Raw genomic sequence first — 15,403 nt, 5'->3', positions numbered from 1 at the left:
ATCAAAAAGGAGAGAACGATGCGCTCATTCATGATCGCCTTCACGGCCGCCACATTCCTCAGCGGCGCAGCCTACGCCCAGACGGCTCCCGCCGCGCCGGCCGCTTCGGCACCGGCTGCCCATGCCGTGCAGGTTCCGCAGGACGCCATCATGAGCGGCCAGCTGGACGACCTGGACCTTCGCAATAGTGCCAACGAGAAGGTCGGCGAGATCGAGGATATTGTCATCAGCCAAGGTCGCGTCGTCGGGTATGTAATCTCGGTCGGCGGATTCCTCGGCGTCGGCGACCGGAACATCGTCGTCGATCCGGGCATGGTCAACGTGAGCTATAACGAGAACGACAAGAAGTGGCATGCGACGATCAACGCCACAAAGGATCAGCTTAAGGCCGTTCCGGAGTTCAAGTACGAAGGACGTTGGAAGGAGTAACGGCGCTTCCGCCCACTTCTCGGCGGTAGGAAGAAATTGGGCGCGGTTTGCTTATGCGAACCGCGCCCTTTCCTTTGTCTCATCGGAGCGTGACAACCAATGGTACGTCAAGCTCCCGCTTTGGCATCGGGGATGGACAAAGCCTTGGCCTTCGACGGCGTCGGCTCATGAAGCGCGCGACGTTCCTTCGCGTAGCGCACAAGGGCTCCGAACCGGTAGATGCCGTGGACGAACTTGCTGTAGGGCATGGTCATGAAGAAGCCGAACACGAAGCCCATGTGAAGCGCCAGCATCGTTCCCATGGCGGGCGTGGCCCGAAGAATCAGCAGCAGCAGGCCGGTGACGCTCACCAGGAACAGCATCACGACGAACGCCATCTCCATGCTGCGCCCGTTCTCGTCCCTCAGGGCCGGATCGCGCTTGAGCTTCGCCCAGATGAGACCCGCCGGGCCGACGACGAGACCAATCCCGCCAAACGTTCCAAGGATCACGGGAAGGTCATACCAGGTGTAGGGCGCTTCCATGCCGAGCAGATAGTGATAGAGCGTCGCCGTGCTCGTCGCAGCCAGGCAGAGGAAAAAACCGTAGAACGTCATGTGATGGTAGAGCCGGCGACGGTCGGTGGGCCGCTCATCCTCGTTGAAGCATCCGGGCCCTCCGCCATCGAGATAGCGCAAAGCCATAGTGTCCTTCATCGCCTGCCAGACCGAGACGCCGTTGGTCAGCGTCTCCCGGGTTTCGCCGATGTCGCGCCAGAACATGCGAAAGCCCATGATCAGGGCCGCAATCGCATAGAAGAACGCAGCGCCGAACACCCCTGCCATCGCATTGTGGGACATGATCCGGTAGAACGCTCCCGGCCCGGTCTGTACCCCGAACATCACGGCCGGGTCGTTGAACGCCATCAGGCCGAAGAAGAAGATGCCCACGCTGAGGGCCGCGATAAGGCTGATCGCCAGGCCGTTGCGCTCGAAGAGAGGCGCCAACGCGCGCGGCCAGACGTAAAGCTTGTAGGAGTCGTTACGGACTTTCGCCAATGTCTGCGGGACATTGACGTTGAACTCGTGTGGCGGCGAGAACTGACAATCCGTATAGCAGGCGCCGCAGCTGTGGCAGAGATTGGCCAGGTAATTGAGATCGCCGTCCGTGAAGGCGCGCCGCAGTTCCATCGCCGGGAACACGGCGCAAAGTCCTTCGCAATAGCGACAGGAATTGCAGACCGTCATCAGACGGTCGGCTTCTTCGAGGGCTTTAGTTGCATGCATTCTTAGCGGCCTCTCGTCCGGCGACGCGCCCAAAGACGCTGCCGATGGTCATTCCGATGCCGGCGGCATACCCTTTGCCGAGCACGTTGCCGGCCATGATCTCCCCGGCGGCGAACATGTTGGCTGCGGGCCTCCCGTCGGCCATGATCATCCGCGCCTCCTTGTTCACCCTCGTACCCAGATACGTGAAGGTGATGCCGGGACGGACCGGATAGGCATAGAAAGGCGCATTGCGGATCGGCCGGGCCCAGTGACTTTTCGGCGGGGTGAGCCCTTCCGTCCGGCAATCGTCCAGGATTGTGTGGTCGAAGGTGCCAGGGCGCACAGCCCCGTTGAACGTTTCGACCGTGGTTTCGAGTGCTTGTGGGTCGAGGCCGAGTTTCCCGGCGAGTTCCGCGATGCTGTCCGCCTTGATGGGCGGGTAGAGCGACGGCATGAACATCTCGAGGGATGGAGCGTCGAAGATGATATAGGCGATCTGGTCGGGCTGGGCCGCAACGAGCCGCCCCCAGATGGCGTAACGCTTCGGCCAGAGATCCTCGCCCTCGTCATAGAAGCGCTCGGCGTTCTTGTTCACCACGATGCCGAAGACGACGCAGTCGAGCCGTGTGATGATGCCGCCGTCGAATTTAGGCGCACGGGCATCGATTGCCACCGCGTGGCACTGGGTGGGGTCGCCGATCTTCTGCACGCCCTTGTCGAGCAGCATCTTGAGCACGGAGCCACGGTTATAGGGCGTGCCGCGGATGAGGAAGTTCTCGGCGATGTCACCCCAATACTGCTTCAGCCACTCGATATTGGCCTCGAAGCCTCCGGCGGCCGCGACCAGGCTTGCGGCGTGGACTTCATGCCGCTGTCCGCCATAGGCGACCGTGGCGGAGTGGAACATACCGTCCCGAATATCCAGGTCGACGACCTCCGCGTCGTACAGGACATCGACGCCCAGGCGCTCCGCGGTGAAGTAGAGCGCATTCAGCATCGCGCGCCCGCCGCCCAGGAAAAACGAGTTCGTACGACCGAGGCTGAGGGTTCCGCCAAGCGATGGCTGCCAACGCACGCCCTGCTCGACGATCCAGTTCAGAATCTCCTTGGATTCACGGATCATGAAGCGGGCAAGTTCCTCGTCGGTCTGCCCGCCGGTCACACGCAGAAGGTCTTCCCAGAACTCCTCTTCCGTATAGGGGCCAGTCAGGATTTCGGTGGCCGCGTCGTGAGCACAGCGCATATTGCGCGTGTGGCGGGTATTGCCGCCACGATAGAATTTCGGCGCGCCTTCGAGGACGAGCACGGAAGCGCCGGAGCGACGGGCGCTGATGGCCGCGCAAAGGGCAGCGTTCCCGCCGCCGACCACAAGGACGTCGTATCTGCGTGTCAGCTCGACCGGAACGGGCTTAACCTGCGCTTCGGAACGTAAGGCCACTTTTGTCTGCTCTTGCGGAAAGTCCCTTGAGACCGCGATTCCCACCTTCATCTCTCCAATCCTCCGGCATAGCTGTCGGAGCTCCGGCTGGTGCGGCCCGAAGCAGGTCCCTGCTTTTCAAACTTGGCTTGCGGGCTGGGAAACAGCGTCGCAGCGTTGACGAGGCGCCAGGTGCATCACTCTCAATGAGGTCTGTTCGGTTCTTCACCAGCAGTGAGGTATGCCGCTCTCAGTATCGCCTTGGTCTATGATTTAAACTTTGAACACCTTTGTATACAGAAATATCCAAGAGCTTGCTCCAGTCAACCCCGATTATGTGGCGCCCCACAGATTGACCGCATTCTCGGGGCGGATGGTGAAGCGATCTTCACATAGGGAGAAACCGGCCGGCTAAACTTCGGCGCCTATCGGCAGCGAAGTGTCCAGGTCGCTCTGCCAGGTTCCTCGTGCTGGAAGGCCCCGACCACCATTGCTCGCAGGAAGGGGAGCACCGAGTCCATGCGCGGTGTGGCATTCGTACTCGGGCCGGCCGCCCCTTACCGAGGGCGGTCTACCGTGACTTCCTCCCATTGAGGGAAGTTCACACTGGATCTTCCTCTGATTGGAGGAATTACCTCTGGCCCTGCCAGCGGCAGGGCCAGAGGTGATGAGATCAATGCCCGTTTTCTGCCAGCAGGCGGCTCGTTTCACGAAGCTGGTGGCGGATCCGATTCATCCGACGAAGCAGGCCGACGCGCGTGAAACGGTAGGCGTCGCTGTCGGGTGACAGTTTGCCGAGCGTCAGCGCCGGGCTCAGGGAGGGCAGGGCACGGCTGCCCAGCGCCGGATCGTGATGGAAGTCGGAGCCGGACTGGTAAAGCACCGGGTTCAGCAGCCTGGAAACGCGCAGGAAGAGCCGGTTCAGGCGGGCGGTTTCGCTCTTATCGGCCGCGCGGCTCCCAGCGCTGGCACGCAGCTTTTCAAGCCTTGCCTTCAGGGAGCGTACTTCATCGGCGAGTTCGGCGATCGGCAGATGCTCTCCCGCTGCCTCCTCGAATTCCCGCAGGCTGTCCAGGTAATCGCCCGTGATCGCCGCTGGGTCGAAGGGCAACACATCGGCAGTCGAAAGACCCAGGAGGATCGTCGCGTAAAGCCTTGCATCCTGGCTGAGCACCTCCGGCGAATATTTGTCGAAGGTTTCGTGCTCAGAATGCCACCACCAGGCGCCACCCGAGCCGCCGACATTCAGGTCGCGGTTCTCGTCTTCGGGGGTCAGCATCGAGTAGACGGCCAGGGACGTGACGCCGACGCCCCAGAAGGACTGGTCGCCCGCGCGCGAGGGGCGGGTCGGGCTGACGTACTTGTCCTTGCGCTTGCCCAATGCGAGCTGAGCATTCGACGAATTAAGCGTGGTCCAGCCCGTGACATCCTTGGTCGTCTTCTCGTTATAGGCCGACAGTTCCGCCATCTGGTGCCGCGGGACGTAGACTGTCGCGCCCTTCACGCCAGGGCTGTCGATGTTGAAGTAGGTGATCGCATTCTCGTGCAGATCGTGGAAGAAGGTGTCGGCGTACCAGGTGGAGCCCGAATAGCGGGCATGGGAGTGTCCTGGCCACCAGGCGAAGCGCAGCCCGTGCCGAAGCTTGCCCTCGAACTGCTTCAGGACGCGCGCGAGTTCCAGCACGCAGGCATCGCCGGTGATGTTGTCGGTCGAGCCGTCAAACCATGAGCAGTAATGGGCGCCCACCAGCGAGAACAGCGGCTCCTCGCCCTTGATTTCCGCGACCGGCAGGCGAACGCTGCGCCAGCCTTCGAACACATCGGTGACGATGGTGGCTTCGACGCGGCCCTTGGCCAGGTCTGCAAGGATGCGGTCGCCATCAGTCTTGCTGATCGAAACGAGATGAAGGCGCGGAATGTCCTTGGCCTGGTCGAATTCAGGCGTTCCCCAGACCGGCGTGATGGTCATCTTGTGGCGTTGCTTGCCGGCGGACATGCAGATCATGCCCTTGGCCCCCTTGGCGGCGGCGACGACCGAATTGCCGGGCGAAGGAAGCTTGGTGACGAGGACGATCTTGCCGGCAACATCTTTGCCCTCGTATTCGGCTTCGCTGCCCGAACCGACGAGGACGACCTCGGCCGTGAAGCCGCCTTCCGGCGTGGAGGTGCCGAAAGCAACGCCGACGCAGGGCAGGTCGTAGCCATCGGCTCCGCCGACGTGGAGAGCGGCCGAGCGTGGATAGGACAGGTAGGAGTCGAAGCGGTGCACGACCGGCTCATAGCCATATTCGCGCAACTTGCCGGTAATGTAGTCGCAGGCCTTTGCCTCTTCGTCCGAGCCCGAAACCTTCTCTCCGAGCGAGCAGAGGTAGGCTACGGTTTCGGTCAGGGCTTCAGGCGAGATCAGATCGCGCGCGGCGGCCTGGAGGGCTTCATTCATGGTCGTGTTCCTGTAGTTTCTCGGGCGGGAGATCAGGCGTCGAGCGAACGCACAGCGAGCATCACCTTGCGGATGCCGGCGCCGGCCTCGATCATCTCGTGGGCTGAGGCGACATCGTCGAAGGCGAACACGGCGGGTTCGGGAGCCTTCAGAAGACCGCGCGACAGCAAAGCGGAGATATCGCGCACTGCAGCGGCCCGACGCTCCTCGGACAGGTGCCGACCCTGCACGGTATGGAGCGTGATGCCTTTGGCGGCGACTGCGTAGTAATCCACTTCCGGCTTGGGAACCCGCGTGGAGGAATAGCTGGCAATGACGCCATTCATGCGGATCGCGCCGATATCTGCAGTGAGGTTCTCGCCCAGATCGACTTCGACGATCCGGTCCACACCCAAACCATCCGTCATGTCGCGTACCTTCGCGACGAAATCCGGGTCCCGATAATCCAGGACCTCATCGGCCCCACATGCACGGGCGATGTCGGCCTTTTCGGGTGTGCTGGCGGAAGCGATCACGCGCGCCCCGCTCCAGCGAGCGAACTGGATCGCAAACTGACCGACGGCTCCGGCGCCCGCATGCACCAGAACCCATTGGCCGGCGACAGTCCCATCGCGCAGGACGGCCGTGTGGGCCGTAATGGCGGGCACGCCTAAAGAGGCGCCGGTGCTGAGAGGGATGTTGTCCGGAAGCGGCACCGCATGGGCGGCATTCACCACGGCGAATTCGGCCGCAGTGCCGCCGCCAGGACGGGCGGCGTCTGCCCGGAATGTCCAGACGCGCTGGCCTACGCGAGAGGCAGGAACGCCGGGGCCAACCTTCTCGATAAAGCCGGCTCCATCCGCATGAGGCACAACCTTGTCGGCATAAAGGGCCTTCCCGGTCCATCCGGAGCGCGCCTTCACGTCATGTGGATTGGCGCCCGAGGCATGGATGCGGACAAGAACCTGATTAGGGCCCGGCTCCGGTATCTCCATCTCCCCCACGATCATGACGTCGCGTGCAGGACCGTTTCGTTCGTACCAGGCAGCCTTCATCTCATCGCCCCTTCGGAGTTCGTCTTGCTCATTGTGTCCGCAGATGGATACAAATGTATACGAAGAATAGCCACGATGGGTCTGCGCAGGCAACCTCTTTCTGTTACCTTCGGGAAGTTATTGCTCAGGGAGGTGGCAGGTCGCCGCCAGGGGCGGCTCAGTCGTCGGTCGCAGCTATCCTGCTGTCCTGCCAGGAGGAGTCGAACATCATGTTCGCCCGTGTCATGTGGGCGTGGCGGATGTGCTTGCGGGCCAGAAGCTCCGCCAGGTCCTGGTCCCGGCTTTCGATGGCCTCCAGCATCGCCATATGCTCCTGCTTTGCGGTCGCAAGGCGCCCAGGTGCCTGGAAGGTCGTCCCCGGCAGAAGCGCAAGGGAGTTCGCAAGCTGGTTCAGTGCCAGGGCGAGATACTTGTTATGCGCCGCATCATGGATGGCCTGGTGAAAAACCGCATTAAAGTCGGCATAACGAGCAGGCTCGTCGATGTTTGCCGAGGATTCCAAGGCTTGCCGCAGGATGGCAAGCTCATCCTTGGTGGCGAACTGTGCGGCAAGTCGTGCGGCAGCACCTTCCAGGACTTCGCGTAGAGCATAGATCTCTCGCACCTGCTGTTTGCTGAGTTCGGTCACCATGACCCCACGGGAGGGGGCAATTGTGACAAGACCTTCCGAGATCAGACGGCGGATGGCATCGCGGATCGGGGTGCGGCTCACGTTGAGTTGCTGGGCCAGGTCGGCCTCCAGCAGCCGCTGCCCCGGCTTTATTTCTCCGCGCCGTAGACCGGCGCGGATCTGATCATAGACATAATCAGAGCGGGACTGCCCTGGGATGCTCGAGTTTACCGCGCGTCCGGCCATTCTATTCAAGTCTCCCTCGTCAGACCTAACCGGTCCTCGCTCCATGGGTTAGAAGCACTTGTACATGGAGCCTCAACTCTCCAAAAGAGACTTGTCAGTAAAGGCCGGGCGAGTAGGTCAAAGGTGCAACTCTAGCGTCTCGTTGGCCGTGTCAAGGGCATGAACCATCCGGTTAACCGCGCGGGTGGCGCTGACTTTCTGGAATTGCCAGGCATCCGAACCCTTGGAATGGCCCGCCAATGCACGGACCGGTTGCAGAACCGGCCAGCCGGGCTGCGGCAGCGCAGGGTCGTGGACGAAGCGGTCTCCCTTGGTCGAATCCATGGGCACGAGAGCGCGGGACACCTTGAGAAGGGCGGCATTCATGGCCGCAAGTCCCTTTTCGTCCGCACCGCTGGCCTTGGCTTTCAGGGCCTTCATGTTCTGGCGTAGCCGAATCGCCCCGGCCCGGACTTCGGACAAGTCGACCGCGTCACCCAGCTTACCGAGCTCTGCCAGAAGGTCGTCGGCGTGGATCGTATAGTCCAGCGGAACCAGAGAATCGGTCAGCAGACGCCAGATGACATGAGCGAAGACCTTGGTATCGCGGACAAGGTTTGCCTCGTCGATCTTGTCGAGCGTGTCCTCCGCGGTGTGCCACCACCAGCCAAGATGCATATGGGCCTTTTCGCCGGGGGTCGGGGCGTGATGGCTGAGGCTGCCGAACATGGACGGGATGCCGACGCCCCAGAAGGACTCGTCGCCCTGGCGCCCCAGGCGCTTGCCGGCGTAATCCTGGCCCGCCTCAGCCTTGATCGCGTCGGTGGCGATCGCGCGGAGCTCGGCGTTCGAGCCGCTGTTGGTCAGCACATTGGCCCCTTTTCCGCCGGTCGAATCCACGTTCACGTGGGCCACGCAGCGCTTGTCGAGCTCCCGCCATTTCGCATCCGCATACCAGGCGGATCCCGAATAGCGCCCATGGGAGTGGCCCGACCAGAAGCAAAGCCTCAGACCTCGCTTCCATTCCTGGCGATGGGCCTGCGCGAGGCGTGCGACCTCGATGATGGTGGCATTGGCGGTGCCGTTATCCATCACGCCATGATACCAGGTGTCGATATGGCCCGAGAACATGACGAAGGGGGCGTCCGGTGCCGCATTCGGAGCGTCCAGCTCAGCGACGAGAATCGGTGTTTCGGTCCATTTCGTGTCGACCTCGGCAAAGAGCGTGACGCCGCCGGTCTGGCCCGCTGCGATGCGCTGCTTCAGCATTTCGCCGTCGGCACCCGATACCGTGACGATCACTGTGCTCGGCATCAGGCCGATCGTTTCCGCCGACGGGCTGCCCCAGACGGGCGAAATGCACATCTCATGCAGCATGTTGCCAGGAGTGATGTGAATCTGTCCCGCCGCACCGGCTTGAGATGAAAGCCAGGCCTGCGGTGGCTTGGCGATGCCTTCGATGACGACAATTTTTCCCGCGACGTCCTTGCCCTTGAAGTCCTCGGCCGTACCCTCGCCGAGATAGACGAGTTCGCCGGTCGTTCCCGCTGCGGGCGATTGGGCCGAGTGGGAATGGGTGATGCAGCCCAGAACATTTCCGTCGACCTCGACACGGGCCCGGCCGGGGAGGCTGATATAGGCCTCGTGCAGGATCATCTCCGTGCGCCAACCCATCTTGTCGAGCACTGACTTAACGTAGTCGAAGCTCTCGCGCTCTTCCGGCGTGCCCGAGAGCTTGACCCATTTTGCCAAGGTGCGGACGGTATCCATCAAGGCGGCGCCATCAACTTGAGCGGCCAGTGCGGTGGGCGTGGTCTGGGGCATCCCAATTTCCTTTGTCGCGGTTCTGGAAGGCAGTGTAAGCGGCTTGACAGCTTGCATTGAATTCATTTGTATACATTCAGATGCATTCGATCAATAAGACTCTGCGCTAACAAAAAAGCAGAGCAGAGACAGGGATCGACGAGATGGTTGAGTTGAGGGGAAGGGCCGATCAGCGGCTCTCCTGTGGCCATTCCTTGTCGGACCCGATGTGCGGTGGAGACCGGCTGGAAGCCGGAAGGGTCTTCAGACCTTCGTGCTGTGGGAGAAACGACCGTCGCCTTTGTTCTGACTGCTGGAATGGAGCGCCTCGGACGCCAAGCTTCGTCCCTGGAGACAGCAAGCAGGTTCAGGCCGTGTAGTGATGCTCTGGGAGGGCGTCCAGATGGAATTTGCCATTACGTCGATGACCGCTCGCCTTTACGAAACGGTCTCGCGCGATCCGCTGACGACCTCGCTCCATGCGGGTGATACGCGTCAATCCTATGTCATCCTGAAGCTTGTAACCGAAGGCGGCCACACAGGATTTGGAGAGGCACCTTCCGTGCCCTTCATTACCGGTGAAACATCGGAAACGATGTTGATCGCATTGCGTGATTATCTCGCGCCGGCGCTGATCGGCCATGATATTCGCGACATACGTGGACTGCACGAGGCGATGCGCCAGGTCTTCCCTCATGGGAACCGCGCTGCCTTCTCGGCTATCGACATGGCCGCGCATGATGCGCTTGGGCGCGCGCTGGGAGCGCCCGTTTCGGTGCTGCTCGGCGGCGTGCCCAGAGGGCCCGTCGCCACGTCCCGTGCCATCGGGACTGGGCCGGTCGCGGATATGGTTGCGGCGGCGCGGCGCAATATCGAGGCCGGCTACACGACGATTAAGGTGAAGGTCGGGAGCCACGCGGACCAGGAGCTTGCCGCACTGCGCGCCATCCGCGAGGAAAATGGTCCAGATTTCCGATTGAAGATCGATGCCAATCAGGGATGGACCATAGGCGAGGCCTTGCGGTTCCTCGATAAGGCCGCGTCCTATGACATCCTCGCTGTCGAACAGCCTTTGGCTGCGGGCGATCTCACGGGCCATGCGGAGCTACGCCGCCGCTCGAGCATCCCCGTCATGCTCGACGAGTCCATTCACGGGCCGGATGATGCGCTGCGCGCCATCGCGATCGGCGCCTGCGATTACATCAACATCAAGTTACCGAAGGCCGGTGGCCTCTATCCTGCAGCGCAGATCGCCGCCATCGCGGCGGCTGCGGGGATCGTGTGTCAGATCGGCTCTCTCTCGACGACGATCGGCACGGCGGCCGCGATCCATCTGATCCATGCGCACCCGGTGATTGCGTTGCCTGAGATCAACTGGCCGGATCGTCTTGAGAAGAACCCGGCCGAAGGCTTCGAGCTGCAACGGGGCTTTGCTTCGATCCCGGAAGGGGCGGGGCTCGGAGTGGCCGTCGCATGGGAAACAGACCAGGCCTCGATGACGAGGCAGGAGAAGAGGGCATAGGATGCGACTTGAGACCGTGATGATCGAGATGCGGGACGGCGTGAAGCTGGCGACCGACATCTATCTGCCGGAGGGGGAGGGGCCCTTCCCGGTCATTCTCGAGCGTACACCATATGGCCGCACGATCACCAGCCGCAGCGAACTGACCCGGGACGAGTTCAAGGCGCGTGACCGCGCCGCCATGGCGGCCTTCTACGGTGAGCATGGCTACGGCATGATCTACCAGGATGTGCGCGGCCGCTATGACTCCGAGGGCCAGTTCACGAAGTACGTGCACGAGGCCTATGACGGCTACGATACCTGTGCCTGGATCGTCCAGCAAAGCTGGAGCGACAAGCGGATCTGTACGCTTGGTCTCTCCTATGGCGGTCACACGCAGGTTGCCCTGGGCTCCGTCAACGCTCCGGGCGTCGTGGCCCAGGCTGTCGATTCAGGTGGCTTCGCCAATGCCTGGAAGAATGGCGCTCGCTGCTTCGGCGCCTTTGAGCTGAAGCAGGTCACGTGGGCGCTGGCCCAGGCCATCATGTCGCCCGAGGCCAAGGCCAATCCGGTGATGAAGGCTGCGCTCGAGGCCGAGAATCTGCGGGACTGGTACCAGAGGCTGCCGTGGAAGCCCGGACATTCGCCCCTGCGCCATCATCCAGATTACGAAGCCTATATCTTCGACGAGTGGCGCCATGGGTCCTTCGACGATTATTGGCGCCAGCCGGGCCTGTGGGCCGAGGGCTATTACGAGACTTACGCTCCGGCCTCCACGATTCAGATGTCCTCCTGGTTGGATATCTATCCGTGGGGACAGGCGGAAAACTACATGGGTCTCAAGAAGGCCGGAAAGGGTCGTCATTTCCTGATCCTCGGCCCCTGGACCCACGGCGACCGCTCCGTGACCGCCTTTGGCGATGTCGAGTTCGGGCCTGATGCGGCCATCGACTCCTGGTGTGGGGACTGGCGGACCTATCGGCTGCGCTTCTTCGACCACGTCATTAAAGGGAAGCCTTTCGACGAGCCGTCCGTTCGCGTGTTCGTGATGGGCGGCGGCAGCGGGCGGCGCAACGGCGACGGCCGGTTCGAACATGGGGGCCACTGGCGCAGCCTTGTCGATTGGCCGGCACCGGACACCGACTTCCGCCATTATCATCTCCACGCTAATGGTGATCTGACGACAAAGGCGCAAACTGAGGATTCCGCATCGCTCAGTTACGATTTCGATCCGTCGAAGCCGGTGCCGACCATCGGCCATGCGCTGAATCGTGAGGCGATCGTGGTGCCGGGCGGAATTTTCGATCAGGTCGAAACCGAGAAGCTGTTGGGCTGTCAGGCGCCTTATATCCCCCTGGCTTCCCGGAGCGATGTGCTTGCCTTCCAGTCCGAACCGCTGAAGGAGGACATGACGATCATCGGCCCGGTCACGGCCGAACTCTGGGTGGAGACCGATGGTCCCGACACGGACTTCACGGTGAAGCTCCTTGATGTCTATCCGCCCAATGAAGACTATCCCCATGGCTATGCCGTGTGGCTGACGGACGGGATCATGCGGCTCCGTTATGCGGAGGACCCGGAAAATCCGCGCCTGCGCAATCCGGGCGAGATCACGCGGATCGAAGTTACGCTGTTGCCGACGGCCAATCTGTTCCGCGCCGGCCACCGCATCCGGGTCGATGTATCCTCCTCGAACTTCCCCAAATTCGACGTCAATCCGAATACGGGTGAGCCAGAGGGGGAGGCACGGCGGAAGCGGGTGGCCGTCAATACGGTGCACCTTGATGCCTCACGTCCCAGCTCCATCCGGCTGCCGGTCGTGCCCAATTCTTCATCCTGACGATGACGCAAAAAGGAGCCGGATTGAGCCAATTTCGTTTGACAGCGTTCAATCCGGATGCAACCGTATACAAACAAATACACAAAGTGCGGCATCCTGATCAGGTGACGAACACCTGACGGGGCACGGTAGCCTGAAGTTCGTACCTTTCCAGCAGGGACTTTAAGTAAGGGAGACATCAATGTTGCTAAGCAGATCCGCTGTTGCCGGGCTGTTCGTCGCGGCGATAGCGGCGTTCAGCGCGGCACCTGCCGCCTGGGCGCAAACTCTGGTCTATGGTCGTGGCGCGGACTCGCTTTCGCTCGACCCCGCTATGGCCACGTCGAGCGAGGACTTCAAGGTTGCGGACTGGGTCTTCGATGGCCTCGTCCGGTTCGACGGACCGACCACCAAGATCGCTCCGGCCCTGGCCGAGTCATGGGAACGCTCGGAAGACGGCCTGACCTGGACCTTCAAGCTGCGCAATGGCGTGAAGTTCCACGATGGGACGCCGTTTACGGCTGAAGCCGTGAAGGTTTCGTTCGAGCGCCAGTTCATCAAGGAAAACCCTTCCTACTCGCCGCGCTTCGTCCGCTGGGGCGGTAAGCTGGGGGCGATGAAGTCGGTCGAAGTGGTCGACGATCACACCGTCAAACTCCACTTCTCGCTGCCGCAGCCGGCGCTTCTCTATAACCTTGCGATCTACCCCGCCTACATCGTCAACCCGAAGTCGATCGCCGGAAAACCGGATGGACTCGTGGAGCGGCCGGTAGGCACCGGTCCCTTCAAGTTTGTGCGGTGGGAAAAGAACAACCTGATCGAACTGGTCCGGAACGACGAGTATTGGGGGGAAGTGCCCAAGGTCGAGCGCGTGGTCCTGCGTGTCATTCCAGAGAATGATGTGCGTCTGCTTGCTCTGCAAAAGGGCGAAATCCACCTGACTGATGACGTGCCGTTCAACCGGATCAACGACCTGAAGGCCGACAAGTCCCTGGACATCCAGACCATCGGTGCGGTCGGCTTCTCCGGAATCTGGTTGAATGTCGAGAAAGGGCCGCTGAAGGACATTCGTGTCCGCAAGGCGATCCAGAAGGCGATCAACAGAGAGCGGGTTTACAAGGTCTCGTTCTTCGGACTGGGTGAGATCGGCCAGCAGGCCATGCCCCCCGGCGAGCTCGGACATTCGAAGGACCTGCCCAAGTACGACTATGATCCAAAGGGCGCCAAGGCGCTCCTGGCCGAGGCCGGCTATCCGGACGGCTTCGAACTCCAGTTCATGTCCTTTGCCAATCCGCGTCCGTACTTCCCGTCGCCCACCGATGGTGTTGCGATCATCCAAGCGGATCTCAAGGCCGTCGGCATCAAGGCGACTGTCTCGATGGCAACCTGGGCGGACTGGATTACACGCCGTCGCGCAGGCGATTTCGGAATAACGGTCGGCGGCTGGACAGCTTCGACTGTCGATCCCGAAGGGGTGATCTACCCCACATTCCACTCGCAGTTCATCGGTGAAGACAACGCGTCGCGGTTCAAGAACCCGAAGGTTGATGCGCTGCTGGACAAGGCTCGCTCGACTTATGACGACGCCGAACGCCAGAAGCTTTACGCGGAAGCGATGAATATCATCGCCGATGAAGCTGCCGCGGTCTTCCTCGTACACCCGGTTTACAGCCTTGGTGTTCGCTCCGAAGTAAAGGGTGTGTACCGCAATCCGGCAAACCAGGTTTACCTGAACAGCGCCACGCTGGCGAAATGACGCGACAGCCACGGGCGATATCTTCGCCCGTGGACAACGCTCTGACGCCGGGCCTCGGGCCCGGCGGCTCTAGTCTTATGTCACATCTGCTCAACGAGAATGTACAGGTGCACCGCGTGACGTCCATTCAGATCCCCGAGAACAGCGCAGCAGCGGCGCCGCTGCTGCAGATCCGCGGACTACGGCTTCATTTTCATACCAAGACGGGGCTCGTGCGCGCGCTGGAAGGGATCGATATCGATCTGGCTCCGGGAGAATGCCTCGGCATCGTCGGTGAGACGGGCAGCGGCAAGAGCATGACGGCTCGCGCCATCATGGGCCTTGTGCCGCATCCGGGGAGCATCGAGGGAGGCTCAATCAAGCTTGAGGGCCAAGAGCTGATCAAGCTCAGCCAAAAGGAATGGCGCAAGATCCGTGGGCGACAGATCTCGATGGTCTTTCAAGAGGCCAAGCGGGCGCTGAATCCGGTCTCCACCATCGGTAACCAGATCATCGAGGCTGCCGTGCAGGCGCAGGGCGTATCACGCGCCAGGGCCAAAGAGCTTGGGATCTCCACGCTGGCCAAGGTCGGTCTGCCTGATCCCGCGCGTATCATGGACAGCTATTCCTTCGAATTGTCCGGCGGTATGGCGCAGCGCGTCATGATCGCGATCGCAATCGTCGGGGGATCGAAGCTCATCATCGCGGACGAGCCGACATCGGCTCTCGACGTATCCATCCAGGCGCAGATCCTGCGGCTCTTGCGCGATCTGCGGCGCGATTTGGGATCGGCACTGATCCTCATCACGCACGATCTGGGTGTTGCGGCGGAAAATTGTGACCGGATCGCCGTGATGTATCTGGGGCAGATCGTCGAAATGGCGCCGGCTCAGATGCTGTTCGGCAACCCGGTGCATCCGTATACGTGTTCGCTCATGGCCTCCCTGCCATCAGCCGCGGACCGTGGCAAGCCGATCGGTCGCGCCACCCGTCATGTCCCGCCTCCTGCGGGTTACCGCTACTCGACCCGGCGTCTGCCGGACGGGTCCATCAGCCCTGAAATTTCGCACATGATCGAGGTCGAGCCGGGCCACTTCGTGGCCTGCTTGCCGGAATGAGCGGAGAAACAGAAGATCATCGAGG

The 15,403-nt window shown here is 61.7% G+C and carries 11 protein-coding genes; 5 read left to right on the top strand and 6 right to left on the bottom strand.

The genetic code is table 11. The features are described 5' to 3' along the window. The first annotated feature begins 18 nt into the window (after window positions 1–18). Entirely contained in the window at window positions 19–429 is a 411-nt protein-coding gene (locus tag C4E04_RS14755; protein WP_109598478.1) for a PRC-barrel domain-containing protein, read from the top strand. 107 nt (window positions 430–536) lie between these two features. Here C4E04_RS14755 and tcuB read toward each other — a convergent pair whose 3' ends face one another. From tcuB to C4E04_RS14725, 6 genes are all read right to left on the bottom strand, one after another. Further along, window positions 537–1,694, bottom strand: a complete 1,158-nt coding sequence (gene tcuB / locus C4E04_RS14750; RefSeq protein WP_109598476.1) for a tricarballylate utilization 4Fe-4S protein TcuB — start codon at window positions 1,692–1,694, stop codon at window positions 537–539. Then, window positions 1,681–3,069, bottom strand: coding sequence for an FAD-dependent tricarballylate dehydrogenase TcuA (gene tcuA / locus C4E04_RS14745; RefSeq protein ID WP_109601164.1), 1,389 nt, complete (start codon window positions 3,067–3,069; stop codon window positions 1,681–1,683). The genes tcuB and tcuA overlap by 14 nt, the downstream gene beginning before the upstream one ends. 697 nt (window positions 3,070–3,766) lie before the next feature. Continuing rightward, window positions 3,767–5,533, bottom strand: a complete 1,767-nt coding sequence (locus C4E04_RS14740; protein ID WP_109598474.1) for a M28 family peptidase — start codon at window positions 5,531–5,533, stop codon at window positions 3,767–3,769. A gap of 32 nt (window positions 5,534–5,565) precedes the next feature. Then, window positions 5,566–6,567 carry an NADPH:quinone reductase gene (locus tag C4E04_RS14735; RefSeq protein WP_109598472.1) on the bottom strand — a complete coding sequence of 334 codons (1,002 nt, stop codon included), beginning with the start codon at window positions 6,565–6,567 and terminating at the stop codon, window positions 5,566–5,568. A gap of 157 nt (window positions 6,568–6,724) precedes the next feature. Then, the gene (locus C4E04_RS14730) at window positions 6,725–7,423 is read right to left on the bottom strand and encodes a GntR family transcriptional regulator (protein ID WP_109598470.1); all 699 of its coding nucleotides are present in this window, start codon (window positions 7,421–7,423) and stop codon (window positions 6,725–6,727) included. A 117-nt stretch (window positions 7,424–7,540) separates the two neighbouring features. Next, window positions 7,541–9,226 (bottom strand): M28 family peptidase, encoded by a 1,686-nt coding sequence (locus C4E04_RS14725; RefSeq protein ID WP_109598468.1) that lies wholly within the window; start codon window positions 9,224–9,226, stop codon window positions 7,541–7,543. 382 nt (window positions 9,227–9,608) lie between these two features. Here C4E04_RS14725 and C4E04_RS14720 point away from each other — a divergent pair, with 382 nt between their 5' ends. The 4 genes from C4E04_RS14720 to C4E04_RS14705 all read left to right on the top strand — a co-directional run bounded on the left by C4E04_RS14720 (window position 9,609) and on the right by C4E04_RS14705 (window position 15,378). Next, a complete protein-coding gene (locus C4E04_RS14720) occupies window positions 9,609–10,727 on the top strand; it encodes a mandelate racemase/muconate lactonizing enzyme family protein (RefSeq protein WP_162559415.1) in 1,119 nt (372 codons plus the stop codon). Between the two features lies 1 nt (window position 10,728). Continuing rightward, on the top strand, window positions 10,729–12,546 hold the full coding sequence (locus C4E04_RS14715) for a CocE/NonD family hydrolase (RefSeq protein ID WP_109598464.1): 1,818 nt from the start codon (window positions 10,729–10,731) through the stop codon (window positions 12,544–12,546). A gap of 181 nt (window positions 12,547–12,727) precedes the next feature. Beyond that, entirely contained in the window at window positions 12,728–14,281 is a 1,554-nt protein-coding gene (locus C4E04_RS14710; protein ID WP_109598462.1) for an ABC transporter substrate-binding protein, read from the top strand. A 116-nt stretch (window positions 14,282–14,397) separates the two neighbouring features. After that, the gene (locus C4E04_RS14705; protein ID WP_162559414.1) at window positions 14,398–15,378 is read left to right on the top strand and encodes an ABC transporter ATP-binding protein; all 981 of its coding nucleotides are present in this window, start codon (window positions 14,398–14,400) and stop codon (window positions 15,376–15,378) included. Window positions 15,379–15,403: the final 25 nt, after the last annotated feature.

Source organism: Microvirga sp. 17 mud 1-3 (assembly GCF_003151255.1).
Taxonomy (GTDB): domain Bacteria; phylum Pseudomonadota; class Alphaproteobacteria; order Rhizobiales; family Beijerinckiaceae; genus Microvirga.
Note: the sequence above shows the minus strand (reverse complement) of the source record. Positions and strands in the feature narration are given on the sequence as shown.